The organism is Bacillus sp. SRI_025 (assembly GCF_057592095.1).
Window position 1 is genome coordinate 168,670 of sequence record NZ_JBYEGB010000003.1, and the last position, 24,815, is coordinate 193,484.

Consider the following 24,815-nt stretch of genomic DNA (forward strand, 5'->3'; position numbering starts at 1 on the left):
ACAGCTCAATTATGAGCTGTTTTTTTATGACGATTGAATTGGCGTTAATCTTTGTTCAATTTCTGCTCGTTTATGCTCTAGGAATGGCGGAAGGGCTAATTGATCGCCAAGTACATCCACCCCTTCATCAACTGTAAACCCAGGACCATCTGTTGAAATTTCAAATAAAATACCATTTGGCTCTCTAAAGTAAAGAGCTTTAAAGTAAAAACGTTCTACAACACCAGAATTCGTAAAGCCTGCTTTTGATATTTTTTCATACCATTTTTCAAGCTCTTCTGCATCCTTCACGCGGAATGCGACATGATGCACACTTCCTCTGCCGGAACGTTCAGAAGGCCCTTCTGTTTTTTCAATCACATGAATTTCTGTTCCAGCACCGCCATTTCCTGACTCAAAAATGGTCACGATCTCACCATCATTTGATTGTTCACGTGCTCTTTCGGTGAAACCAAGGATGTCTGTTAAAACACGGATCGTCTTATCAGCTTCTGCAACAGTTAATTCAACTGGACCTAAACCTCTAATCGCATACTCTGCAGGAATATCGTCATGCACTGGCGGTGAGCCTTCTTCTTGTGCGTTCGGTTCTACTGTTAAAAACAGCTGCTGCCCTTCTGGATCTTTAAAACGCAAGGCAGGTCTTCCGCCTCTCAAGGAAGCTGTTTCTTGCTGTACGCCTTTATCTTCAAACCGCTTTTCCCAAAACGTGAGTGCCTCTTCAGAAGAAACGAGAAGGCCTGTGCTTGTGATCGCATTTGTCCCTTCCAAACGGCGGGCAAGCATTGGAATCTCAAAGAATGTTAGCTCTGTTCCTGGTGAAGCAACCTCATCTCCATAAAACAAATGATACATAGACGGGTCATCTTGATTGACTGTTTTCTTTACAAGTTTCAAGCCAAGAATTTGGCGATAGAAATCAACATTCTTCTGAGCATTGGCTGTTAACGCAGATACGTGGTGAATCCCATTGATTTTCATTATTTTCACTCCTATTTTAAATTATCTCGAATTCGAGATAATATCCTTATGAATAAAATAGTTCATTTTTCAAGAAAAGTCAACCATTTGACTGTACGTTTACTGGATGTTCGCTTTCTGGTCATTAAATTAACATTAAATCGAAAATATTCTTTCATTGTTCGTTTTTAACACAACATTCACCCTAATATCTCCAATAAACGAACACTTTCAATCACAAATACGAAAATCAGAAAATTTTTTTAATTCTTGTTTTCCTAAAATCGTATTACAATGAACAAAATACATGTCACAGTAACGTACGAAAGTGATGCAGGAGGTCGTGTGTAATGAACAAAGAACAACCAGCGTTAAAACAAGACATCGGCTTATTTTTCGCCCTATCTCTTGTCATCGGGACCATTATCGGGTCAGGCGTCTTTATGAAGCCAGGCAACGTCCTTTCCTATTCAGGGAGCTCAGACATCGCATTATTCGCTTGGCTGTTAGGTGGAATCTTAACCCTTGCAGGCGGACTGACTGTCGCTGAAATTGGTACACAAATCCCGAGAACCGGCGGTTTATACGCCTATCTTGAAGAAGTGTATGGTGAATTTTGGGGCTACTTATGCGGCTGGGTGCAGATTATTATTTACGGACCCGCCATCATTGGAGCACTTGGTCTTTATTTTGGTTCATTATTAGCCAATTTATTTTCGCTTTCGACTTTATGGTCTACGACGATCGGCATTATCACCGTTTTATTTTTATGTATCATCAACATCATGGGAACAAAATACGGCGGATTTGTTCAGGGGCTGACCACTATTGGAAAGCTTGTCCCAATTGCCGCTATTATTGTGTTTGGCATATGGAAAGGTAACGAAAACATCTTCATGGCTGTCAACGATAGCATCGCTCAAATGAACTTCGGTGCAGCGATTTTGGCTACGTTATTTGCTTATGATGGCTGGATTTTACTTGCTGCGCTTGGTGGAGAAATGAAAAACCCTGAGAAACTGCTTCCTCGCGCGATGGCAGGCGGAATTTTAATTGTGACGGCTTGTTATCTCTTTATTAATGTCGCACTTTTGCACGTGCTGCCAGCTGATCAAATCGTCCAGCTAGGTGAAAATGCGACAAGCACTGCTGCTACCATGCTCTTTGGACCAATTGGCGGGAAAATCATTAGTATTGGGATCATCATCAGTATCTTTGGCTGTTTGAACGGAAAGGTTCTTTCATTCCCACGTGTGATTTTTGCGATGGCAGAACGAAAGCAGATTCCTTTCGCCAACGCGATTTCCCGTATTCACCCAACGTTTAAAACACCTTGGATCGCTGTATTTGTGCAAATTTTGATCGCCATTGTGTTTATGATCGTCAGTAATCCCGAGAAGCTGTCTGAAGTATCGATTTTCATGATCTACATCTTTTATGTCATGGCCTTTTTCGCCGTCTTTAAGCTGAGAAAACAAAACAGCGGAATGAAGCGTGCGTACAGTGTACCACTTTACCCGCTGACACCAATCATTGCGATTATCGGTTCATTATTCGTCTTAATCAGCACCATGATCACCGATTGGAAAAGCTGCCTGATCTCCATGCTGATCGGGATGGCTGGACTGCCTATTTATTATTATATGAAAAAAACACAAAATAAAGCAGAGCACTAATCAGTGCTCTGCTTTATTTTTTATATTGTTTGATCACTTTGTATGATTCGTTTAAATATCTCATGAGCCGGTATGGCTTACTAAGCACGCGGATTGGGAGCCTTGAGATAAATCCATTCAGGTTCGACTTATATTCCTGCGTGATCCGCTTTGGCTTTGTCGCTATTTTCTCATATACTTCTTTGTAAAATTCCTTCATGATGTCGACTTGCACACTGATCTTTTGATGACACTCTGTACACTCAACGCTTTTCATCTGATCATTCACATAAACGATGCTGTGGAGGGTCTCTTCTTGGCACCGAGTACAATGTAGGTTTGCTTCCATTTCGGTTTTCTTCAAGATACACAGCTCCTTTCTCGTTTGATGTTGCTCTTGTTATACCATTCGAACGCTGCAAGCCTTTTATTGCACGGATGCTTCCTTTAAAATGGCTGCCGCCGTTAGTTCGTCTGTCACCAGTACTTGGATGAAGCCGCCATTTAAAGCCCCTAAAATACTTTCTGCTTTATGGGTTCCTTCTACAACAGCGATGACCGTTTTGACGCTCTTTAATTGTTCCAGCGATAAGCCTATGACCTTTTGATTCAGTTCATCTTGGACAGGTTTTCCTTCTCCATCAAAGAAACGAAAACCAATATCACCGACAGCGCCTGATTGCCTTAAACCAGATAAATCCTCTTCTTTTAAATAACCGACTGTTTTTAAAGTCGACCCTTTATGCGGGTTGCCAATACCGATGAGGGCAATATCCACATTTCTGCCTTCTTCAAGCACAGCTTCTATGTCCTGCATCGCCATAAGCCGTTCTTTTAATTCTTCTGTTTCTAAAATCGCAGGGGCATATAAATAGGAACATGTGCCGTTCATTTTCTTTGCCAGCTCATATGCCAGCTGATTGGCATGAATATCGACTGCCTGCCTGCCCATTCCGCCCTCTAAAGGAATGACCTTCACATCGTTTCTTCGTTCAAACGGATATTCTTTGACAAGCTCAGCAAGTGTCGTCCCCCATGAAATACCGATTTTCTCCGCATTTTTCATGTTTTTAGACAAATAATAGGCGCCTGCTTGACCGACTGCCCGCTTCACCATCTCAGACATTGTCCCAACACTTGGGACAACGACCGCATCTGTTAATTGAAAGGTTGTTTCCAGCTGCTTCTCAAGTTCCACTGTATGAATGCTTTCGTCTTTAATGTACACTTCAACGATTCCCACATCTTTTGCTTTTTGTAAGAGCTTTGAAATGACTGGTCTTGAGACATTGAGCTTTTTTGCAATTTCTTGCTGCGTCCACCCGTCTGTATAATAAAGATGAGCAACTTTGACGAGCTGTCGTCTTTCTTCCCAATTCAGCATGTGACATCATCCTTTTAATATACTATGATTACCAGTATATCAAACATTCGTTTCCAATTGGAACAATTGTTATGAAAATGACAAAAAGAGCGATTAACTCTCCGCTCTTTTTCCCTCAGTATATTTCGGCTGATACGTTCTCCCACCGTCTAACAAGATAATTTGTCCGTGCAAATAACTCCCCTCATCACGTGTGAGAAATAAAGTGAGTCCCGCGATATCATCAGGTTTTCCTAACCTTCCGATGGGAATGAGTGATTGCAGCTGCCGTTTCTCCTCAACAGTCGGATAGAGTGTATCAAGCATTTGAGATTCAATCACGCGGGGAGCAATCACATTGATGCGTATATGATGGGAGCCTAGGTCCTTTACGAGCGATCGCATCAATCCAAAAGCACCTGCTTTTGATGCATAATATTGAATACCGCCGCCTGAGCCGGTGATGGCCGATCCCGATCCAATAATGACAACACTGCCTTCCTGCCGCTCACACATATAGGGTGCCAACGCTTTGATGCAATAGTAAAGACCATATAAGTTCACAGCCAATGTCTTTTTCCAGAGTGAAAAATCGACTTCTAAAAAAGGTAGTGATTTTGTCATTCCTGCTGAATACACAAGATGAGCAATACCGCCCAGCTCCCTTTCAGCTGCTGATATCATTTGCTGAACACTTTCCCACGATGAAACGTCAGCTTGAAATATCAGCAGCTGAGGATACTGTGTCTTTAAGAGCGAAAGTCCCTTTTCATCTATATCTGACACAGCAACTGGCTGTCCTTCTTTTAAAAAACGCTCAGCTATTTCTTTTCCGATCCCTTGTGCTCCGCCAACGATGAGAACTGGTTTTTGATCATTAGCCAGCGCTCTCACCCCCATCAAGCATAATCGCCACGCCATCTGTAAATGCACCATAGGATGTACTGAGGAACACCGTCATATGGGCCACAGTCTCCTTGATTTGCTCTGTATCAGGAACCAAATCGAGAGGCGGAGGCAGCAGCGCAAGCACCCGAATGCCTTTGTCTTTAAATTCTCTCGCTAACCCTTTTGTCATGGCATTCAGAATAGAATTCGAAGTAGCATGCGATATCCCGCCATCTCCTGTGATACTGCCTGATGACGATATATTAATGATGCAGCCTTGCTTCTGATCAACCATATGCCATACGGCAGCCTGACTGGAAAGAAAGACGGTATTTACAGCCGATTCCACTTCATCTACCCATCCATCAGGGCTGACGTCATCAAGCTCTGCACCTGCTCCTTGCTCTGCTTGATTGACCAGAATATCCAGTTTACCGCATGTATCAATCACTTGCCTCAGCATCCGTGTAGCATCACGCGGCGTTTCCAGCGGATTCTGAATAATACTCGCTTGACCGCCCATTTTTTGAATGTCTTCACGAATGGTTTTAGCCTTTGATTCATCATGAAACGTGTGTAAAAAAACATGTGCACCTGCCCGGGCTAAAGCCAGGCAGATGGCTTCTCCAAATCCATCTGTGCTACCTGTCACAAGTGCCGCTTTCTGATGAAGCTGGACGTGCACACGTATCTCCTCCCTATCCCTTGTTTGGCCATTATTTTCTCAGCTTACTCACGATATCAAGTGCCGCTTCATAAAAACCTTCTGAGATGGTCGGATGCGGATGAATCATTTTCGCCATCTCTTCTGCTGTTCCTTCTAAATACATAAAGGAGGAAGCTTCTGAAATCATCTCTGTGACGTGCGGGCCAACCATCGTCGCGCCAATCACTTCACCATAGGCTGTATCGTATACCAATTTAATAAAGCCTGTTTGCTCACCTGCCGCTAGTGCTTTACCGCTTGCCGCTAAATCAAATCGTTCTGCCCGCACGTTAAGTCCTTTGGCTTTTGCCTCTTTCTCAGTCAGACCGACACTTGCTACCTCTGGTAATGTATAAATACATCTAGGCATGATATCAGCATTCATTTTTTCAGACACACCGCAAATATTACTGACCGCAACAGCGGCCTCTGCCATCGCTGCATGAGCCAGTTGATAGCCGCCAGCAACATCCCCAACTGCATAGACACCTTCAACGCTTGTCTGCATCTTGTCATTCACCTTGATAAAAGGACCATCCAGCTGAAGGTCAAGCTGGCTGACAGCAGAAACAGTAGGTCTTCTTCCTACACAAACAAGCAGTCTTTCAGCCGTAAAGATATGCGTCTCCCCTTTATCGTCTGATGCATGAACCGCTTTGACTCCTTCGCTTTCCGTTACCTCTGTCACAGTGGTTTTCTTCGCGATATGGATGCCTTTTTTCTTTAATTCTCTTTCTAGCAGCTTAGATGCTTCCTCATCCTCTTGCGGAATAATGGACGGAGCTGCTTCAATAATCGTGACTTTTGATTGAAGGCTCTGGAATATACAAGCCAGCTCAAGTCCAATGACACCGCCGCCAATGATGACGACAGAAGCAGGAATATCTGGGATGTCAAAGATCGTATCACTTGTGTCAAATTGAATGTCTTTAAGGCCCGGTATAGGCGGAATAGCGGGTGAAGATCCAGTGGCAATCATGAGCTCTTTCGTTTCAATCGATTCTGAACCGTCTTGTTTTTCAATCTCAATCTGGTGTCTTGTCACAGCTGTACCTCTGCCGTTATATACATCAATCTTTCCTTGCTTTAATAAAAAGGCAATTCCGCCTCTGAGCTTTTCAATGACGTCATCTTTGCGCTTTCTCATTTTATCGAAGGAAAGGACCAAATCACCTGTTTCAATTCCCCAGCTTTTCGCCTTCTCAATTGATTCAATGACTTCTGCATGTTTGAGCAGTGTCTTTGAAGGAATGCAGCCCCGATTTAAACAAGTACCGCCAAGAAAATCCTCTTCAATCAATGCGACCTTCCGTCCACGCTCAGCTGCTTGAAGGGCGGCAGTATACCCGCCAGGCCCTCCGCCAATGACTGTCAGATCATACGTTTTCGTCATCCGATTCATCTCCTACATTAGCAATTCAAATGGTTGTTCAAGCACTTTTTTAAGGTCTGTTAAAAAGGCAGCCGCTGGTGCGCCATCTACCACTCGGTGATCAAACGATAAACTAACGCCCATCATCGGCCGCACCTGAATTTCTCCATCTACCACAACAGGTTTTTCTTGAATGCGCCCAACGCCTAAGATCGCCACTTCTGGCTGATTGATAATCGGGGTAAAGGTATCAATGGCATACATACCTAAGTTACTAATGGTAAAAGTGGACCCTTTCAGCTGGTCTGGCAGCAGTTTTTGGTCACGTGCGTTTCGGCCGATTTCTTTCGCCTCTTTTGTCAGCTGTTTTAATCCTTTTTGGTTCGCATGAGAAATGACTGGAACCATTAAGCCATCTTTTACAGCGACAGCGAGACCAATGTGCACATCATCATGGAAATGGAGCTCATTTTGTTCAAACGTCATATTGATATGCGGGTGTCTCGTGAGTACATTGCTAACCGCATGAATGATAATTTCTGTGAACGACAGTCTGTAGCCTGTCTCTTTTTCAATCGCTGGCAATAGCTGTTTGCGTACTTCTTTTGCTTTTGTCATATCGATTTCACTTGTTAATGTCACGTGCGGTGCTGTAAAGGCACTTTGTGACATGCGATCAGCGATCACTTTTCTCATGCCAGCTAGTTTTTGTGTTTTGACTGGAGAAGACTCAGCTGTTTGTGCAGCTGCTGCCGTTACATCACTCTTCATAATTTTTCCGTGCGCACCAGATCCAGCAACATTCGCTAAATCGATTCCTTCACGAGCAGCCACTTTCTCTGCTAGAGGTGACACGCGCTGGTCTTTCTCATTAGAGTGGACAGCCGCCTCGACGTCCCGCTTTTGAACTCTGCCTTTAGATCCTGTGCCAGATACCTCATGAATCGCCACATGATGATCCTTTGCCATTTTTCTCGCCGCAGGAGTGGCACGCACTTTTTCATTAGGTGTTTTTGGGGCTTCAGTAGAACTGGATGAAGCCGTGTCTGATGAAGCCGATTCGCTGCTGCCGGATGAATCTTCATCTGATTGTGCTGGCGGTTCGCTTGGCACCTGTTCATTTGTCTCTCCGATATATCCAATGACAGCATTGACTGGAATTTGATCATCGGCTTCATAATATTTCTTTAGAAAAATACCATCATCATAGGCTTCCACTTCGATATTGATCTTGTCTGTCATAATTTCAAAAAGAGGCTCACCGATTTCAACCGAATCTCCTTCTTCTTTAAACCATTGAAGCAAGGTGCCGACTTCCATCGTACTGCTTAGCTTCGGCATAAATATCTCTTTTGGCATGATCTTCTCCCCTTTACTTAAGAGCGCACAAGCTCTTTTGCTGCTTCAATAATATCTGGCACTTGTGGAATGACCGCTTTTTCCAGCGTCGGGTTGTATGGTATTGGAACCGCAAGACCGCCAAGTCGTTTAATTGGAGCATCTAAGTAGTCAAAGGCTTCACTTTCCGCTATCATACTTGCAATCTCTCCGCCATAGCCGCCTCGTTTTACCGCTTCATGAACCACGATACATTTACCTGTTTTCTTCACAGATTCGATAATCGTTTCTTCATCTAATGGGACAAGTGTTCTTGGGTCAATGATTTCAACATCGATTCCCTCTGCTTCTAGTTCCTTCGCAGCTTCTAACGCTTTGTGTACCATAATCGCTGTTGCTACAATCGTGACGTCCTTCCCGCTTCTTTTCACATCTGCTTTTCCTAGAGGAATTGAATATTGCTCTTCAGGCACTTCACCGATTGTTTTATATAAAAGCTTGTGCTCGTAGAAAATGACAGGGTTGTCATCATCCATCGCTGCTTTTAAAAGACCTTTTGCATCATAGGCTGTTGAAGGCTGAACCACTTTGAGTCCTGGAATATGTGCCATCCACGCTTCTAAGCTTTGTGAGTGCTGCGCCGCTGCACCCGTTCCCGATCCTGCTGGCGTTCTTACAACGAGCGGCACCTTCCCTTTTCCGCCAAACATGTATCGTGTTTTGGCTGCTTGGTTCACAAGCTGATCCATTGCGATTGTAATAAAGTCAGAGAATTGAAGTTCTAAAATCGGACGCATACCGGTTAAAGCCGCTCCGACTGCCCCACCTGCGATGGCAGCCTCTGAGATAGGTGTATTGCGAACGCGCTCTGGCCCAAATTCTTCAATCATGCCGCGCGTGACCCCAAAAGCACCTCCATATACGCCAATATCTTCACCTAAAATGAAGACATCTTGGTTTTCTCTCATTTCCTGACTCATAGCCTCTCGAACGGCTTCTAAATATGAAATCTCTCTCACTGTTGTTTTTGTCACGTGATTCCCCTCCTAATTAGGCGTATACATCCTCTAATAGTGTGTCGATTGACGGTTCTTTACTGTTTTTGGCGAATTCTACAGACGCTTCAATTTCCTGCTTCGCTTCTTCCTGTAAGCTTGCTGCCTGCTCTTCTGTCAAAACATTCAGTTCAATCAAGAGAGACTTAAAGCGCTTGATGCCGTCTTTTTGTCTCCACTCTGTCTCTTCTTCACGTGTACGGTATTTTTTCGCATCACTCTTAGAGTGACCCTTCCAGCGGTACGTTTTCATTTCAATAAGTGATGGGCCTTCTCCCGCTCTCGCACGGCTGACTGCTTCATCAACTGTGTTCATAATTTCAACCATGTCATTTCCATCAACTGTTTTCCCTGGCATTCCATAGCTTTCTGCTCTTGTTGAAATATCTTCAATGTTGATCATTTCTTTCACAGGACCAGACATACCGTACTGGTTGTTTTCACAAATAAACACAACCGGTAAATCCCAAATGGATGCGAGGTTTAAAGCTTCATGGAAGCTGCCTTCATTTGTGGCACCATCTCCGAAGAAACAAAGAACAACAAAGCCTTCCTGCTTCATTTTAGATGTGAGCGCTGCACCTGTTGCCAGCGGGATACCGCCGCCAACGATTCCATTTGCCCCAAGGTTTCCTTTTTCTAAGTCCGCAATATGCATGGAGCCGCCTTTTCCTTTACAATAGCCGGTTTCACGTCCAAACAATTCAGCCATCATTTTATTGACCTCGGCCCCTTTTGCAATACAGTGACCATGTCCTCGGTGTGTGCTGACGATCTTATCTTTATCCTTTAACACTGCAATCGATCCAACAGCTGACGCTTCCTGTCCAACACATAAATGAGTGGTGCCATGGATAAGTCCTTTTGCAAAGAATTGATCGACCTTTTCATCAAAATATCTCACTAACCACATTTGTTTATATAAATCTGCTAACTTCTCATGACTAATCTGTTCAGGCAAAGTGATTTGTTTTTGCATTTCTTCTCTCCCCTTTACATTTGTTCTTGTATGTTACATTTGTAATTATCATACGTTTAAGTGTCAACGAAGTCAAGCAATTCTCTCTCATTTTTAAGCGTTTTCATCTTTTGTCAGAAAAAAAGAGAAAGGCAAAGCCCTTTTCCAAAGCACTTCTCTTTCTCTTTTAATCTCCTACACTCATTCATCTGGATACATCATGATTTTGACGCTCTCACCCTCAGGATTCCTTGCGCATTTTATCGCCTGAAGCAGCTGGCTTAACGGATAACGGTGCGTCACCATCTTTTCAGTGTTGACCACTTTTGCTTTCAGAAGCTCAAGGGCTTCACGATAATGATATGGATGCGATGAATAGGCTCCTACTACCTTCACTTCATCATTGAAAAATCGTTCAGCAGGAATGGCCACATCTCCCTTTGGAAAATGAGCAAACACCAAAATCGTCCCGCCTCGCGCTACAGCTTGAAACGCCTCTTTTAAAAGCGCACTGCTCCCAACAGAAATAATAACGAGGTCTGCTCCCTTACCATCTGTTTCTTTCATCACCCGGTTTTCCACTGGTTCAGCTGCTGGATGAAAAGCGGCATCTGCACCTAAACTTCTCGCACGCAGCAGCCTGTTCTCATTCACATCTGTTATCATCACTTTTCCAGCTAAATAATATTTGGCAAGCTGCAATTGAATACAGCCAATTTGCCCCGCTCCAAGGATCAAGACGGAATCTCCTGGATGAACAGGTGCTCGTTCAAATCCGTGCAGGCAACAGGCAACGGGTTCTACCATCGCCCCTTGCTCATACGATACGTCTTTTGGAAGCTTGCCCATCGTGTGCTTGACATGCAAAGCAGGTATACGGATATATTCTGAAAACCCGCCTGGCTCTACATTTGTGGCTGTAAACTGCGGACACATCGTATAGAATCCCTTTTGACAAAAGTCACAGGTGAAACAAGGCACATGATGCGCCACATAGACCCTGTCCCCCGTCTGGACATGTGTCACTCGTGTGCCGGTCTCGACAATATCACCAGCGATTTCATGTCCCAGCACGGTCCCAGGAGGTACTGTCTCATGCGTTGCTTTATAAATATCCGTTCCGCATAAGCCGCAGGCTCGTAGCTTTAACAGAACTTCATCATCACCGATGGCTGGCCGGTTCCGCTCCTCATACCGAATGTCCTCTGAAGAATAAAAGACAGCTGATTTCATGTAGCGGCATCCTCCTTTTCATCACCCGTCGCAAAATCCTGTAACGTTTGAACAAGCTGCTTATACTCACTCATCTCACTTGATATCCAGTAGCGCCCTCCGAATATCCGGGCTGGTCCCACCCTGACATAGACTTTCCCAATATGAGGATATGGCTTTAAAAAAAGCTTTCCTTTAATATCAGACACTGCATATGTGTGCCATCTGCCAAAAGCCCCTATCTTCAGTTGATCTTCACTAATGACGACATTTGTCGGCTGGTTCAGTCCTGTGATACTAGACAGCATGAGAATCGGGAGTGTATAAACGCCCAGCACAGCTAACGGCTCAGGTCCTGCTGACCATAACGTATAAAGAGACCAGAGAAAAAACAGACAGATAAGCACAGCCGGAAGAAAAATAGACAACACTGCAGACGTTCGGCTATAAGCATGATGCTGCATGAGACTTCCTCCTTTCAAATCACTAGAAGGAGCCGCGAAAGCTCCTCCAGAAAATAGCCCTCTACTTGATATACTCTATGATTTTCTCGATATCATCTTCAATGCCAAATCCAGTTAAAAAGGATAATGTTTGAATCACAGGTGTCCCTTTTGTATCACTCACAGGCGTTGTTGTCACAATTAAATCGGCGCCCTCTGCTTTTTGCGGGACTTCAGATGCCTTACATTGTTCCACCACGACATCATATCCTTTTTCCTTTAACGTCTCTTCTACCTTTTTAGCCACAACCGTTGATGTTGCAACTGCCGTTCCGCATGATACTAATATTTTCTTCGCCATTAGAATCCCTCCAGCTCATTTATTGTTCTTTCTGATCTAAACCCATTTCTTTTGCATACTGCTTTTTAATATCATTTCGCACCCAGTACCATAGAAGCGCATAAGCCAGAGCACAGATAATCGCTGCAATAAAGTAAGGGTTGCTCGGATCAAGAAGTCTCACCATGATCCAAGGAATGACGTGAGAACCAAGGTCAATACCTGAAATCATGTTTGCCCCTTCTGGGAAATCAAAGCCGACGGCTTTCCCCATGGTCGTTGCAAGCGGTGCAAGGTTCGTTGCGATAAAGAAGACAATCATTAATGTAAAAATACTGTTAATAAGGCCGCGAATAATATTTCCACGAGCGGCTGCTACTGCCCAGACAACTGTAAATGGCAGAACCGATAAGTCAGCAAACGGAAGCATGCCATTGTAAGGCAGAACAACAGCGAGCAAAATCGTAATCGGCACCATTAAAAGGGCTACCGCCATATTCGCTGGATGACCAATGACAATCGCTGTATCTAAACCAATATAGACATTTTTCCCTGGGAAACGCTTTTGAATATAAGAACGAGCGCCCTCAGAGATTGGAATGAGTCCTTCCATTAATAACGCAACCATTCTTGGCATTAAGACAAGAACTGCTGCCATTTGAATCCCGAGTGTCATCACGCCTTTTGCATCATAGCCGCCGAGAAGACCAATAATGATACCAAGTATGAGACCCATCACAAGCGGTTCACCAAAGATGCCAAAGCGTTTCTTTAATGTTTCTGGATCAGCATGAATTTTGTTTAAACCAGGAATTTTATCAATGACGCGGTTGGACGCATACATCAGCGGTGCGAAGTTGACCGTTTCAGCATGAGCCATCGATACGCCTTTTAATCCAAAATGGTGTTCGATTGTCGGCGCTGTCCAATCGGCTAATTTAAGCGTGATCGCAGAAACAATCAAGCCAACAGCAAGAGCCAAGAACATATTATGATAAGCGTAGTAAGTAACAGAGGCTGCGAAAATTAAATGCCAGAAGTTCCAAATATCCACATTCAGTGTTTTCGTGAAGTTTATGGACAATAAAATCACATTTAACAAAAGTACAAGAGGAATCATGAGCGGAGCAACAGGTGTACCAAAGGATATGGCAGCGCCAATCGGCCATCCAACATCCAAAATGTCGAGCTTTAGTCCAAGGGAATTAACCATAGCTTTCGCTGCTGGCCCAAGACCGCTCACGAGCAAATTAATGACAAGATTGACACCGACAAATCCAATTCCGATCGTAATACCGGCCCTGAAGGATTTCTTAAAGCCCTGTCTTAAAATCATACCGAAAAGCGTCATAATAATCGGGAGCATAATAGTTGGTCCAAGGTCTAATATAAAATCGACGGCTTGCTTGATCATACATCCACCTCCTGAATTTTTCAGATAAAGCGCTTACATTATTTCATGAATGATTATTGGTTTAGCTCTTGTTGAAGCAAGTGAGCCGCTTCTTCATAAGAGGTCATGTGAGACAGCTTTGTCATCACTTCTTCTTTTCTAAAAAGTGTCATCAGCTTCTCGAGCATCACAAGCTGCTTACTAGGCTCAGAGATTGCTAGGACAAACACAATTTTGGCTTGCACTGGTTCATCGGGGCTCCCCATCTTATGAAACACGACAGGTTCCTTTAATGTAGCAACACTAATCGCCGGTTTGTTCACATGCTCAGGATCTGTATGCGGAATCGCTACCCCAAAAGTTGCAAGCGGGAGACCTGTAGGATATGTTTTTTCTCTTTCAAGCACTGCAGGTAAATAGCTCGATTTAATGTACCCTCCAGCTTCTAACCTATCTGCTAAGTATGTCGTCACCTCCTCTCTCGAAGATGCTTCGAACTGCAGCGTAATCAGTTGTTCATTTAACTCAAACAAGTTATTCAAACAACCACCCCTTTCATTTGGTATAAATATGAACACATGTAACAAAAAAAAGAACATTTTAGAATAGAACCTTTTATAAAGCGCTTACAATTATACATTATGAAAAATGTTCAATATTGTTACCTTTGTAAAGATATTATAATATTCAAAATTATAAGTCAATGTTCCTAGGGGAATTTTTATAAAAAAAAGACGCAGTGCTCACTGCGTCTTTCTCTACTCGCCTTCTATACTTCTTGTTAAATGTGGCTTCCTATATCTAAAAATTCAGATACAAATAGATTGTCTGTCTGTACTGCCATTTCTTCCTTTGTGCCAATTTTTTCGATTCTTCCTTCATTCATCACCACGACACGATCAGCAATATCGAATGCTTCTTCTTGATCATGTGTCACAAAAATAGTGGTCATTTGAAAGTCACGATGAACTTTTTTCAGCCAATGCCTTAATTCTTTCCTCACCTTTGTATCAAGAGCGCCAAAGGGTTCATCTAAGAGGAGTGCCTTCGGCTGAACGGCAAGTGCTCGTGCCAGTGCTACACGCTGCTTTTGTCCGCCTGACAGCTGCTCTGGATAACGCTGCTCATACTGAGTGAGCTGAACAACCTCTAAAAGCTCATGCACCCGCTCTTTGATGTCTTTTTTAGACAGTCTTTCTCCTCTAGGTTTAATTTTCAGCCCATATGCCACATTATCAAAAACCGTCATATTTCGAAAAAGTGCATATTGCTGAAACACAAAACCGATTTGCCGTTTTCGTACTGGAATGTGTGTGTAATCCTGATCTCCGAATAAAACTTGCCCGTTATTGGCGTAATCAAGACCTGCAATGATTCTTAATAACGTCGTCTTTCCAGAGCCAGATGGTCCTAATAAAGAAATCAATTCACCATTTCTTATCGATAAATCCACGTTTTGCAAAACCTTTGTCTGACCAAATTGTTTTGATATTTGTTTTGCTGTAATCCCCAAGGCCGATCCCTCCATTTATGTTGACCGCTTGCCAAGCCGGTGATCCCTCTGCTGAATGATTTGTTTAATGATTAAAGTAATGACTGCCACAAATGCCATAAGAGACGCCACAGCAAAAGCGGCTTGAAATTGGTACTCATTGTATAAAATTTCGATATGAAGCGGCATCGTATTGGTCATCCCTCGAATATGACCTGATACAACCGACACAGCACCAAATTCACCAATCGCTCTTGCCCCGGCTAAAATAACGCCGTAAAAAAGAGCCCATTTGATATTTGGGAGTGTCACAAGGAAAAAAGTCTTCCATCCGTTTGCACCAAGTGTGAGTGATGCTTCCTCCTCATGAATGCCTTCATGCTGCATAAACGGGATTAATTCTCTAGCAATAAACGGAAATGTAACGAATATGGTTGCTAGAATCATGCCTGGTACAGAATAAATGACTTTCCATCCATTCTCCATAAGCCAAGGTCCTAAAAGCCCGTTTGAACCAAATAAAAGCACAAATACAAGTCCAGCAATCACAGGCGAAACGGCAAACGGGAGATCAATCACAGTCGTTAACAAACGTTTGCCGCGGAAGTTAAATTTTGTGATAAGCCATGCAGCACTCACCCCGAAGATCATTTGAAGCGGCAAGGTAACGACGACAATGAAAACGGTCAATTTGATTGCCGCTAGTGTATCTGGATGTGAGATGGCCAGAAGGTATGAACTCCACCCTTTCTCGAATGCCTTTGAAAACACGGCGATCAGCGGTATGAGTAAAAATAAAATCAAAAAAGCATACACCACCGTAATTAATAGGATTTTCACCGCTTTAGATTCGGTTACAGGACTTTTATACTGAACATGATGCCGATGACTAAGCTCTCTCTCCAATGGTTTCACCTCACGTATACTTGTTTTTTCCGCTCAACATACCACTGAATGCCGTGAATCAATAACAGGATGAAAAACGAAAGAAGCAGCATCAAGCATGCAATCGCTGCTGCACCATGATAATCATATTGTTCAAGCTTGGACATGATCATCAGCGGTGTAATTTCTGTTTTAAACGGAATATTTCCAGCAATAAACACAACAGAGCCATATTCCCCTAGTGCTCTTGCAAACGCAAGTGAAAATCCAGTCATCACCGCAGGAAACAAGGCTGGTAGCAGCACGTGAAAAAAGGTCTGTCTCCTTGTCGCACCAAGAATCGCCGCAGCCTCTTCCACTTCCTGCTGCAGCCCTTCTATCACAGGCTGAACGGTTCGGATAACGAATGGTATGCCGATAAAAATAAGTGCCAAAATAATCCCAATCGGTGTGTATGCCACCTTTAAATGCAGAAATTGACCAATCCACCCATTTGGAGAATAAAGGGTGGTGAGAGCGATACCCGCAACAGCCGTTGGGAGCGCAAAAGGCAAATCGATGAGAGCATCTAAAATTTTCTTTCCGGGAAATGTGTACCTGGCGAGAACCCAGGCAATCAGTACACCAAACCCTGCATTGATGAGAGCAGCTGCAAAGGAAGTCGTCACGGTCAGCTGGAGCGACTTCAATACTCTTGCATCGGTAAACACCTTCCAAATCCCCTCTGCTCCTAATGAAGCCGTCCAAATAAATACCATGGATAAAGGAATGACGACAATCGCACTTACATAAACGAGCGTCACCCCAAGGCTCAGCCCAAATCCAGGCAATATACGTTTTCTTTTATTGGCGGCTGCATGTGTTTTCTTCATCACATCGCCCCCTATTTTTGTCCGCTGTATATTTGATCAAATAAGCCGCCATCATCAAAAAATCTTTTCTGCGCCTTTCTCCACCCGCCAAATGCTTGATCAATCGTCACCATATCAATCTTTTTAAACTGGTCTTTATATTTGTTTAAGACTTCTTGATTTCTAGGACGATAATAGTTTTTCGCCGCAATTTCCTGCCCTTTTTTAGAATATAAATAATCTAAATAAGCCTTTGCCACTTTCTCTGTTCCTTTACGTTTCACATTTTGATCGACGACCGCAACAGGCGGCTCTGCTAGAATACTGATTGATGGGGTGACAATCTCAAATTTGTCTTTGCCTAGTTCGTGCTGTGTTAAATAGGCTTCATTTTCCCATGCAATTAACACATCTCCAAGACCGCGTTCAACAAAGGTCGTTGTGGCTCCGCGTGCACCTGAATCAAGGACTTCGACATGTTCATATAGCTTTTTGACAAAATCCTTTGTTTTGTCTTCATTCCCATGAAATGTTTTATCGGCATATGCCCATGCAGCTAAGTAATTCCATCTCGCACCGCCGGACGTTTTCGGATTTGGTGTAATGATGGACACACCTGGCCGAATCAAGTCGTCCCAGTCTTTAATATTTTTGGGGTTCCCTTTCTTCACAAGAAACACAATGGTCGATGTATACGGAGTTGACTGATTTGGAAATTCTTTTTGCCAATCTTTCGAAAGCAGCCCGCGATCTGCAATCGCATCAATGTCATACCCTAAAGCCAGCGTTGCCACATCTGCCTCGAGTCCATCAATAATCGATCTTCCCTGCTTTCCTGATCCACCGTGAGACTGCTTGATCGTGACATCCTCACCTGTTTTGTCTTTCCAATACGTCTGAAAGGCTTGATTGTATTCCTGATACAATTCACGTGTAGGATCATACGAAACATTTAACAGCTCAACCTTCCCCTTTTGCTTTGAGGCTTCGTTTGCGTTTGAGCATGCAGCACTCGTCACAGCCAAGACCACTACGATGGTTATAACCGAGATCCATTTCCACTTTTTCACGTTATCCCGCTCCCCTGTTATCAAATAATAGTGACACCAACCTTGCCGTTTCATACGCAAAAAAGACCCTTAGCCACTTGAAATACATTACAGTCCTGTACTTCAAATTGCCAAGAGCCTTCGGTTGTCCGATCAGCTATGTATGATTGATGTTAGTCTATATATTATTCAAACTATTCACAGGTGTCAACTCTGTTTTTTATTTAAACAAAAAAAGAAACGCCATCTTGCAGAGGCGCTTCTTTTCCCGGGAAATGGTTTTAATCGGCAGATAGCTTTAAATTGACACCAACAGCGGTTCCATTTCTCGAGGAGTCAGCTACTCCAGTAAATGTCCCTGCTTTTCGATCAATGAGTAAAGCTTGCACATTTCCTATATCAATAGGCGAACTGCCAAAACGGTGACCCATGTCATTTAGCTTCGTTCTCACATCGAGGGGAACTCCTACTTCGTAACGGTAAGAAGTTGGACTGTTTGTATATATCCGCGGCTCTTCCACTGCATCTTGAAGCTCCATATCGTATTCAAGCAAGTTTAGGATGGTTTGTGAAACAGAAGCAATAATGGTCGTTCCTCCAGGTGAGCCAACAGTCATGACCGGCTCGTTATCTTTGAATATGATCGTCGGAGTCATACTGGATAATGGACGTTTATTCGGCTGGACTTCATTTGCTCCGCCTGGTCTTGCGTCAAAATCTGTTAGTTCATTGTTTAAGAAAAAGCCATATTCCGGTACAAGAATCCCTGTACCAAATAACTGTTCAATGGTTGTTGTGAATGACACGACATTTCCCCACTGATCGGCAACAGTAAAATGAGTGGTCTCGCCAATGGTTTTATCTTCTGGCTGCGGGACAATCGGGGATGGATTCTTTTCATCCTCATAAGCCCATGGATCTCCTTCTTTCGGGTTTTTATTCATTTGATCTAATTGAATGAGAGAAGCTCTTTTTGAAATGTAATCATCGTCTAGTAGTCCTTTTAGTGGAACATCTACGAATTCGGGGTCGCCTGCATATGCAGCACGGTCAGCATAGGAGAGATGCATTGTTTCAGCAAGTAGCTGATATTTTTCGAATGATTTGGGGTCATATTGTGATAGATTGAAGTGATCTAGTATTTTGAGTATTTGCAGCATAAACACACCGCCTGAGCTTGGTGGAGGCATACTTGCAAGCTGGTATCCTTTATAGTCCCCCCAGATAGGCTTGTCAGTCTTGACCTCATAACGACCAATGTCATCAGTTGTCATCGTTCCGCCAAAATCTTGGACTGTATTTGCAAGTGCCTTTGCTACTTTTCCTTCATAAAATGCTTTACTTCCTTTTTTCGCAATGAGCTTAAATGTTTTGGCAAGACCTGGCTGTACAAGCAGATCGCCTTCTTTGAGCGGCTGATCATCTGGAAGAAAGATTGGCGCTGCAGCCGTTTTTTTCAGCTTCCCTTGATGATCTTCAATGGCTTGTGCCAGAACAGAATCGATTTCAAATCCATCCTCTGCAAGCTGAATGGAAGGCTCAATCAATTCCTTCATCGAACGGGTCCCCCACTTATCCAATGCTGCCTCGAGACCTTTTACTGTCCCTGGAACACCAACCGCATTACCGTGTGTAGACCGCTCAGCAAATGGGATGACTTTTCCTTCGTCCGTTAAAAACATGTCAGGTGTTGCGCCCTGTGGTGCTCGTTCTCTACTATTGATGATGGACGTTTCTTTTGTCTTTCCATCATAAACCATCATAAAACCACCGCCGCCAATTCCAGACATCATTGGCTCTGTCACATTCAGTGCGTACTGGATGGCAACAGCAGCATCCACTGCGTTTCCACCTTTCTTCAATACATCAGCACCTACTTCTGATGCCAGCGGGTGAGCAGTAGCAACCATGCCATCTTTACCAACAGCTACTTTACTCCCATGAGATTCGTTCGCATTGACTTGGCTGACAGGCAGAAAAAACGAGAAAACAAACAGACATATGGACAAAACAGTTAGAGAAATGCGTTTCATGAACAACACCCCTTCCATATTCTTACTTTGACCTTACCGACTTCTTGACCAGAATACAATAGATTATTCTAAAATTTCTAAAATTTTCATCCTATCATCCTACATTTCCCAAATCGGACATTGTTTTTCAAAACATATGACGCACTCGATCATTAGGAATAAAGACACAGCATTTCCAACGATTCGGGTTCAAGGTATAATAAATACAACAAAGAGGGGGAAAAAACGGTGAACAACAAAAGCAGATTATTTTGGGAAGACTATTGGAAAGAGAAATCAGAACAAGCACCCGCTGACGCATTTGTATCGGCGTGGGCATTCGGATCAGATCCAGATCATTTACTTGATCTTGTCAAGCAAGGAAAGAAAACAGCCACTTGTTCTGGACACCTGTTTTATGAAAAGGAACAGGAGCCGCTTCCAAAACCCGGACAATATGCGGTCATTTTGGATAGCCAGGAAGAGCCAAAAGCCATCATTGAAATTACACATGTAGATGTCATGCCAATGAATGAAGTCCCCGAATCATTTGCAAAAGCAGAAGGTGAAGGCGATTTATCTTATGACTATTGGTATAGAGAACATAAAGAATTTTTCACAGAAGCACTCCAATCATACGGATTAGATTTCAAAGAGGATATGCTTCTTGTTTGTGAAAGGTTTAAGCTGATTCATTCGGCTTCTTAGCCTATAAGCGGTGCCAAAAATGGCCCGCTTTTTTCGTTGCTTTTCCCCTTTTAGAAAAAGGTGTGTTGAGATCACATCTTTAGGTCAGAATAAGATCAAATAGAAAAAGTGAAGAAATTTTCGACTACACCTGTTTTTTTTCGACAAAAGAATATATAATTATTTGATGTGTGCATTGTCTCATTTATACAATGGAGGGTTTTTACATGTTAAAAAGGAAAAAAGACAAGTTTTCCGTCTTGTTAACGGAAATTGCTAAAAATTTAGATGAAACTGCTGAGTATTTTGTTAGCTATAAAGTAACAAATCAAACCACTCTGAAAGAATTTTCTGACACATTGAAGGAATATGAGACAAAAGGTGATAATCATGTTCATACCATGATTAAAGAGCTGAACAAAGCCTTTATTACACCGATTGAACGTGAAGACATTCTTCAATTAACGAATAGCCTCGATGATGTTTTAGATGGAATTGAGCATTTTTCCGCAACATTAGAAATTTACTCAATCACAAGCTCTGACGAACATATCGACAAATTCAGCCACTACATCAGAGAGTGTGCGAAAGAAATTTTAATCACAATTGATTTACTAGCTGAAAATCGCTTGAAAGATATTCATCCGCACGCAATCAAGATTAAAGAGATTGAACATAATTGTGACAATCTTCATCGTAAATCATTAAAGAACTTGTTTGGAAAAGAAACAGATCCAATTAAGGTGATTCAATACAAAGAAATTTACGAAACACTTGAAGAAATCGCTGATTCCTGTCAAAGTGTTGCCAACAATCTAGAAACAATCATTATGAAGAATGCGTAACGGGGTTAGTTAAACATGGACACATTACTCATCCTTACCATACTTATTGTCATTTGTGCACTTGCTTTTGATTTCATTAACGGGTTCCACGATACAGCAAATGCCATTGCGACTTCAGTTTCAACGAAGGCATTAAAGCCTAGACATGCAATTATCATGGCAGCGTTCATGAACTTCTTAGGAGCAATGACATTTACAGGTGTGGCAAAATCCATTACAAAAGATATCGCAGATCCATTTACACTTCAAAACGGCTCTGTTGTGATCTTGGCTGCTTTAATTGCCGCCATCACATGGAACTTGCTTACTTGGTATTACGGGATTCCGAGTAGTTCTTCACATGCACTAATCGGATCAATTGCAGGAGCGGTTATTGCCTCTGCTGGTTTTGGCGCTTTAAACTATTCGGGATTCATTAAAATCATTCAAGCCCTTTTGCTTTCACCTATCCTAGCTTTCGTATTGGGATATATCGTGTATACCATTATCAAAATTATATTTAGAAACAACAATCTCGCAAAAACAAATAAACAATTCCGACGTGTTCAAATTTTAACGGCTGCACTGCAATCGTATACCCATGGAACAAACGATGCGCAAAAAGCGATGGGAATTATTACGATGGCTTTAATTGCAGGTAATTTGCATACAACAGACGACATTCCTTTCTGGGTACAATTCTCTTGTGCGCTTGCAATGGGACTCGGTACTTCTATTGGCGGCTGGAAGATTATCAAAACAGTCGGCGGTAAAATTATGAAAATTCGTCCAGTAAACGGAGTATCTGCCGACTTAACGGGTGCAGCTATTATCTTCGGTGCGACGTTTATTCACTTACCTGTTAGTACCACTCACGTGATCTCATCTTCTATTCTAGGTGTAGGTTCTGCACACAGAGTCAAAGGGGTAAACTGGGGTACGGCAAAACGTATGCTTGTCACTTGGGTGATTACATTACCGATTTCAGGAACTCTAGGAGCTCTTATATACTTTGTGTTAAATGCGATTCTCTAATTTCAAAGACCTGTCTGACAGGTCTTTTTTTATTTGTCTGCACACTTAAATATCCTTTCCCCGCAGGACATTTTTTCATGAAGCAGGGTTTCCAATCATATCCATAGAAATAAACAAGTATTCATCTGTCTATGGGAGAGAAGAACATGCTATTATTTTTTCAATTGACTGTATGGTTATTGCTAGGTGCTCTTGCTGTGTATGTATTTGCGGTATGGCGCTTTGAACAAAAAGTAAAAGAAAAGATGTTTGCCATTCGTAAAACGTGGTATTGGATTTATGTAGCGGGTGCTGTCGTGTACTGGACAAATGATCCTTCTTCTATCTTCACTGATTGGATGCACTACTTGATCATTGCCGTTTTTTTCGCATTAACCGATGCTTTCATCTTTCTTAGCTCCTATATTAAGAAACTCGGAAATCATGAGCTGGAAACCGACACCCATCAACTCCTTGAACAAAATAACGATCTGCTTCATTCTTACCTTAATAAACTAAAAACGTACCAATACCTATTGAAAAATGAACCGATCCATGTATATTATGGAAGTGTAGAGGCATATATAGAGGGAATTGAGCGGCTGATTTATTCTTTTGCCGACAAGATGAATATTCAAGCGGTGCTTTGTCCATACGATACGCAGGAACAAAAAGATGACCTGCTTCGGACACTTGACCAGCGGGCTCTCATTCAGGCGAAGCTTGACAGGCAGGAAGTATATTATGATGATTTTGGTCATTTGGTGCTCATCCCATTTTCTGTAGCAGAAGCTCATTTTGTCATTAAGCTCACCTCCGATGAGATTGTCACGGAGTTCGACTATTTATTAATGACATCACTTACAACAATTTATGACCTAATCTTGCCTGACGAAGAGGAAGGTGATGAAGATGGACCACGCACTTCAAGGGGATAACAACAATCCTAAGAAAAACCCTTTTAAAATTTTAAAGAAAAAACGCCATATCAGTATGGCCGATTATAAGGTAAGCCCCCATACTGAGCGAATTTTTAAAAAGAATGAACAGCTTCTCGATGAGTATAAAAACAAAAAGGCTTGATTACACTAAAGGACGCGGAACGAAATCCGCGTCCTGATTCCATTTTTACATAGACTTGCATACAATACGCTATACGCTGCAACGATTGAGGTGCCAAAATGAAAAAGAAAATCAAACAACTAAGATATGTTCAGTTTGCCGAATATCAGCCATCCCCATATACTAGGCGATTAATTGAAAAAAGTGAAACAGCCATCCAATCATACAAACAGAAACACTCACTGATTTAATAGTTTAAGCAGCTTTTCCTTCGTTTTAGGACCGTATACCCCATCACTTGTCAGACCGTTCACCAGCTGAAAGCGTGCCACGGCATTCGCCGTTTTTTCTCCGTAAACACCATCGATGCCTTTATCTGCAGCCGATTTATCAGGATAAAAATAAACGGCAGCAAGCGCTTTTTGGACGAGGCGTACGTGCTCTCCCTTCGTTAGAGGCGAAGTCACCTTTAAAATCCCATCCGGCAGCTCATACATCATTTTTCCATCATTTCGATAAATTTTAAGAACCTGTCCAATTTGAATCTTGTTCGAGTCGCTAATGTTATTCCACTTCTGTAGATCCTGAACTGTGACGTCATGAGCTTTAGCAATACTCGTTAACGTATCCCCGCTTTTGACGACATACGTGATGACCGTCTCAGGGTCTCCTGCCGTTTCAATTCCTTTTTTAAATTCATCCCATGTAGCAAGAAGCAGGCGTGGACATGCTTTTCCAGACCAGTGCTGATGTGTAACCACGTTAGCTAGTGGAATGTTATGTTCTTTCAGCAGCTTTTGGATGAGCCATTGCGCATGTTTGACCGCTTGCTGGAAATTCCCATCTTCATTTTCACAAATTTCAATGCCGATCGACTTTCGGTTACCATTGCCTTGTCCGTCCCCTGCATGCCAGCCATTTTCATTTAACGGCAGATGCTGAAAGATTTCATGATCATCCACTGTAAAGTGCCAGCTCACCTCTGTCGTTGGGCGTTTCACATATGCCGCATGACTTTTCGCATCCGCTCCTTTTGATGTGTTTGCTGTATTATGCACCGTCACATACATCGGTGTCATGGCGTATCCTGGGCGGTTTCCGTTTCCAACTGGAATAAAATCTTGATAAATTTCTACCATGTTCTGCACTCCCTTTTGCTAGATTGAATTGATCTTTCTCATCAATTGGTGGCGTTCGTAAGACACATGAGTTTGTTTTAGTGATAAGACTATGGTAAAATTTGAATTCAATCACTC

26 protein-coding genes are annotated in these 24,815 nt (G+C 42.7%); 6 read left to right on the forward strand and 20 right to left on the reverse strand.

Annotated features, from left to right (window positions below; all coding sequences use genetic code 11):
- Positions 1 to 24: 24 nt before the first annotated feature.
- Positions 25 to 981: a ring-cleaving dioxygenase gene (locus tag AC20OE_RS10540; protein WP_047203045.1), complete on the reverse strand. Its 957-nt coding sequence runs from the start codon at positions 979 to 981 to the stop codon at positions 25 to 27.
- A gap of 329 nt (positions 982 to 1,310) precedes the next feature.
- Here AC20OE_RS10540 and AC20OE_RS10545 point away from each other — a divergent pair, with 329 nt between their 5' ends.
- Positions 1,311 to 2,636, forward strand: coding sequence for an APC family permease (locus tag AC20OE_RS10545; RefSeq protein WP_039177966.1), 1,326 nt, complete (start codon positions 1,311 to 1,313; stop codon positions 2,634 to 2,636).
- Between the two features lie 13 nt (positions 2,637 to 2,649).
- Here AC20OE_RS10545 and AC20OE_RS10550 read toward each other — a convergent pair whose 3' ends face one another.
- The 18 genes from AC20OE_RS10550 to ggt form a co-directional block, all read right to left on the reverse strand.
- Positions 2,650 to 2,979: a hypothetical protein gene (locus AC20OE_RS10550; RefSeq protein WP_024426788.1), complete on the reverse strand. Its 330-nt coding sequence runs from the start codon at positions 2,977 to 2,979 to the stop codon at positions 2,650 to 2,652.
- 63 nt (positions 2,980 to 3,042) lie between these two features.
- On the reverse strand, positions 3,043 to 3,999 hold the full coding sequence (locus AC20OE_RS10555) for a sugar-binding transcriptional regulator (protein WP_024424944.1): 957 nt from the start codon (positions 3,997 to 3,999) through the stop codon (positions 3,043 to 3,045).
- 93 nt (positions 4,000 to 4,092) lie between these two features.
- Complete coding sequence (locus AC20OE_RS10560; protein WP_059376856.1) at positions 4,093 to 4,878, reverse strand: SDR family NAD(P)-dependent oxidoreductase; 786 nt, start codon at positions 4,876 to 4,878, stop codon at positions 4,093 to 4,095.
- Positions 4,856 to 5,551: an SDR family NAD(P)-dependent oxidoreductase gene (locus AC20OE_RS10565; RefSeq protein WP_487268833.1), complete on the reverse strand. Its 696-nt coding sequence runs from the start codon at positions 5,549 to 5,551 to the stop codon at positions 4,856 to 4,858. Before AC20OE_RS10565 ends, AC20OE_RS10560 begins: the two co-directional genes overlap by 23 nt.
- A 31-nt stretch (positions 5,552 to 5,582) precedes the next feature.
- Complete coding sequence (gene lpdA, locus AC20OE_RS10570; protein ID WP_224928053.1) at positions 5,583 to 6,965, reverse strand: dihydrolipoyl dehydrogenase; 1,383 nt, start codon at positions 6,963 to 6,965, stop codon at positions 5,583 to 5,585.
- 12 nt (positions 6,966 to 6,977) lie between these two features.
- On the reverse strand, positions 6,978 to 8,303 hold the full coding sequence (locus tag AC20OE_RS10575; RefSeq protein ID WP_059376849.1) for a dihydrolipoamide acetyltransferase family protein: 1,326 nt from the start codon (positions 8,301 to 8,303) through the stop codon (positions 6,978 to 6,980).
- Between the two features lie 17 nt (positions 8,304 to 8,320).
- The gene (locus tag AC20OE_RS10580; protein ID WP_034281944.1) at positions 8,321 to 9,301 is read right to left on the reverse strand and encodes an alpha-ketoacid dehydrogenase subunit beta; all 981 of its coding nucleotides are present in this window, start codon (positions 9,299 to 9,301) and stop codon (positions 8,321 to 8,323) included.
- Positions 9,302 to 9,332: 31 nt separating this feature from the next.
- The gene (pdhA, locus tag AC20OE_RS10585) at positions 9,333 to 10,316 is read right to left on the reverse strand and encodes a pyruvate dehydrogenase (acetyl-transferring) E1 component subunit alpha (RefSeq protein WP_039177954.1); all 984 of its coding nucleotides are present in this window, start codon (positions 10,314 to 10,316) and stop codon (positions 9,333 to 9,335) included.
- Between the two features lie 180 nt (positions 10,317 to 10,496).
- Positions 10,497 to 11,528: an alcohol dehydrogenase catalytic domain-containing protein gene (locus AC20OE_RS10590; protein ID WP_487268834.1), complete on the reverse strand. Its 1,032-nt coding sequence runs from the start codon at positions 11,526 to 11,528 to the stop codon at positions 10,497 to 10,499.
- Complete coding sequence (locus AC20OE_RS10595) at positions 11,525 to 11,971, reverse strand: hypothetical protein (RefSeq protein WP_039177951.1); 447 nt, start codon at positions 11,969 to 11,971, stop codon at positions 11,525 to 11,527. The genes AC20OE_RS10590 and AC20OE_RS10595 overlap by 4 nt, the downstream gene beginning before the upstream one ends.
- A gap of 61 nt (positions 11,972 to 12,032) precedes the next feature.
- Positions 12,033 to 12,311, reverse strand: a complete 279-nt coding sequence (locus AC20OE_RS10600) for a PTS sugar transporter subunit IIB (RefSeq protein ID WP_039177949.1) — start codon at positions 12,309 to 12,311, stop codon at positions 12,033 to 12,035.
- A gap of 19 nt (positions 12,312 to 12,330) precedes the next feature.
- Positions 12,331 to 13,704 (reverse strand): PTS galactitol transporter subunit IIC, encoded by a 1,374-nt coding sequence (locus tag AC20OE_RS10605; RefSeq protein WP_487268835.1) that lies wholly within the window; start codon positions 13,702 to 13,704, stop codon positions 12,331 to 12,333.
- Between the two features lie 53 nt (positions 13,705 to 13,757).
- Entirely contained in the window at positions 13,758 to 14,225 is a 468-nt protein-coding gene (locus AC20OE_RS10610; protein ID WP_059376844.1) for a PTS sugar transporter subunit IIA, read from the reverse strand.
- A 239-nt stretch (positions 14,226 to 14,464) separates the two neighbouring features.
- A complete protein-coding gene (locus AC20OE_RS10615) occupies positions 14,465 to 15,196 on the reverse strand; it encodes a sulfate/molybdate ABC transporter ATP-binding protein (protein ID WP_058838932.1) in 732 nt (243 codons plus the stop codon).
- 15 nt (positions 15,197 to 15,211) lie between these two features.
- Complete coding sequence (gene cysW, locus AC20OE_RS10620; RefSeq protein WP_059376840.1) at positions 15,212 to 16,081, reverse strand: sulfate ABC transporter permease subunit CysW; 870 nt, start codon at positions 16,079 to 16,081, stop codon at positions 15,212 to 15,214.
- Positions 16,082 to 16,086: 5 nt separating this feature from the next.
- Positions 16,087 to 16,932, reverse strand: a complete 846-nt coding sequence (cysT, locus tag AC20OE_RS10625; protein WP_039177942.1) for a sulfate ABC transporter permease subunit CysT — start codon at positions 16,930 to 16,932, stop codon at positions 16,087 to 16,089.
- An 11-nt stretch (positions 16,933 to 16,943) separates the two neighbouring features.
- Positions 16,944 to 17,981: a sulfate ABC transporter substrate-binding protein gene (locus tag AC20OE_RS10630; protein ID WP_268499432.1), complete on the reverse strand. Its 1,038-nt coding sequence runs from the start codon at positions 17,979 to 17,981 to the stop codon at positions 16,944 to 16,946.
- 260 nt (positions 17,982 to 18,241) lie between these two features.
- The gene (gene ggt, locus AC20OE_RS10635) at positions 18,242 to 19,993 is read right to left on the reverse strand and encodes a gamma-glutamyltransferase (protein WP_058838928.1); all 1,752 of its coding nucleotides are present in this window, start codon (positions 19,991 to 19,993) and stop codon (positions 18,242 to 18,244) included.
- A 228-nt stretch (positions 19,994 to 20,221) separates the two neighbouring features.
- Here ggt and AC20OE_RS10640 point away from each other — a divergent pair, with 228 nt between their 5' ends.
- The 5 genes from AC20OE_RS10640 to AC20OE_RS10660 all read left to right on the forward strand — a co-directional run bounded on the left by AC20OE_RS10640 (position 20,222) and on the right by AC20OE_RS10660 (position 23,580).
- Positions 20,222 to 20,680, forward strand: coding sequence for an ASCH domain-containing protein (locus AC20OE_RS10640; protein WP_039177937.1), 459 nt, complete (start codon positions 20,222 to 20,224; stop codon positions 20,678 to 20,680).
- A gap of 206 nt (positions 20,681 to 20,886) precedes the next feature.
- Complete coding sequence (locus AC20OE_RS10645; RefSeq protein WP_024426775.1) at positions 20,887 to 21,504, forward strand: DUF47 domain-containing protein; 618 nt, start codon at positions 20,887 to 20,889, stop codon at positions 21,502 to 21,504.
- Positions 21,505 to 21,519: 15 nt separating this feature from the next.
- The gene (locus AC20OE_RS10650; RefSeq protein WP_017359158.1) at positions 21,520 to 22,518 is read left to right on the forward strand and encodes an inorganic phosphate transporter; all 999 of its coding nucleotides are present in this window, start codon (positions 21,520 to 21,522) and stop codon (positions 22,516 to 22,518) included.
- Between the two features lie 146 nt (positions 22,519 to 22,664).
- The gene (locus AC20OE_RS10655) at positions 22,665 to 23,435 is read left to right on the forward strand and encodes a type II toxin-antitoxin system SpoIISA family toxin (protein WP_064498335.1); all 771 of its coding nucleotides are present in this window, start codon (positions 22,665 to 22,667) and stop codon (positions 23,433 to 23,435) included.
- Positions 23,410 to 23,580 carry a type II toxin-antitoxin system SpoIISB family antitoxin gene (locus tag AC20OE_RS10660; RefSeq protein WP_024424961.1) on the forward strand — a complete coding sequence of 57 codons (171 nt, stop codon included), beginning with the start codon at positions 23,410 to 23,412 and terminating at the stop codon, positions 23,578 to 23,580. The genes AC20OE_RS10655 and AC20OE_RS10660 overlap by 26 nt, the downstream gene beginning before the upstream one ends.
- A 218-nt stretch (positions 23,581 to 23,798) precedes the next feature.
- Here the strand turns inward: AC20OE_RS10660 and AC20OE_RS10665 are convergent, their stop codons facing one another.
- On the reverse strand, positions 23,799 to 24,698 hold the full coding sequence (locus AC20OE_RS10665) for an N-acetylmuramoyl-L-alanine amidase (protein ID WP_487268836.1): 900 nt from the start codon (positions 24,696 to 24,698) through the stop codon (positions 23,799 to 23,801).
- Between the last annotated feature and the right edge of the window lie 117 nt (positions 24,699 to 24,815).

Coding starts and splice junctions, on each gene's coding strand:
- AC20OE_RS10555 (WP_024424944.1), bottom strand. CDS start 3,999: ATGCTGAATTGGGAAGAAAGACGACAGCTCGTCAAAGTTGCTCATCTT.
- AC20OE_RS10595 (WP_039177951.1), bottom strand. CDS start 11,971: ATGCAGCATCATGCTTATAGCCGAACGTCTGCAGTGTTGTCTATTTTT.
- AC20OE_RS10665 (WP_487268836.1), bottom strand. CDS start 24,698: ATGGTAGAAATTTATCAAGATTTTATTCCAGTTGGAAACGGAAACCGC.
- AC20OE_RS10605 (WP_487268835.1), bottom strand. CDS start 13,704: ATGATCAAGCAAGCCGTCGATTTTATATTAGACCTTGGACCAACTATT.
- AC20OE_RS10545 (WP_039177966.1), top strand. CDS start 1,311: ATGAACAAAGAACAACCAGCGTTAAAACAAGACATCGGCTTATTTTTC.
- ggt (WP_058838928.1), bottom strand. CDS start 19,993: ATGAAACGCATTTCTCTAACTGTTTTGTCCATATGTCTGTTTGTTTTC.
- AC20OE_RS10660 (WP_024424961.1), top strand. CDS start 23,410: ATGGACCACGCACTTCAAGGGGATAACAACAATCCTAAGAAAAACCCT.
- cysT (WP_039177942.1), bottom strand. CDS start 16,932: ATGAAGAAAACACATGCAGCCGCCAATAAAAGAAAACGTATATTGCCT.
- AC20OE_RS10560 (WP_059376856.1), bottom strand. CDS start 4,878: ATGGGGGTGAGAGCGCTGGCTAATGATCAAAAACCAGTTCTCATCGTT.
- AC20OE_RS10575 (WP_059376849.1), bottom strand. CDS start 8,303: ATGCCAAAAGAGATATTTATGCCGAAGCTAAGCAGTACGATGGAAGTC.
- AC20OE_RS10655 (WP_064498335.1), top strand. CDS start 22,665: ATGCTATTATTTTTTCAATTGACTGTATGGTTATTGCTAGGTGCTCTT.
- AC20OE_RS10645 (WP_024426775.1), top strand. CDS start 20,887: ATGTTAAAAAGGAAAAAAGACAAGTTTTCCGTCTTGTTAACGGAAATT.
- lpdA (WP_224928053.1), bottom strand. CDS start 6,965: ATGACGAAAACGTATGATCTGACAGTCATTGGCGGAGGGCCTGGCGGG.
- AC20OE_RS10540 (WP_047203045.1), bottom strand. CDS start 981: ATGAAAATCAATGGGATTCACCACGTATCTGCGTTAACAGCCAATGCT.
- AC20OE_RS10600 (WP_039177949.1), bottom strand. CDS start 12,311: ATGGCGAAGAAAATATTAGTATCATGCGGAACGGCAGTTGCAACATCA.
- AC20OE_RS10590 (WP_487268834.1), bottom strand. CDS start 11,528: ATGAAATCAGCTGTCTTTTATTCTTCAGAGGACATTCGGTATGAGGAG.
- pdhA (WP_039177954.1), bottom strand. CDS start 10,316: ATGCAAAAACAAATCACTTTGCCTGAACAGATTAGTCATGAGAAGTTA.
- AC20OE_RS10650 (WP_017359158.1), top strand. CDS start 21,520: ATGGACACATTACTCATCCTTACCATACTTATTGTCATTTGTGCACTT.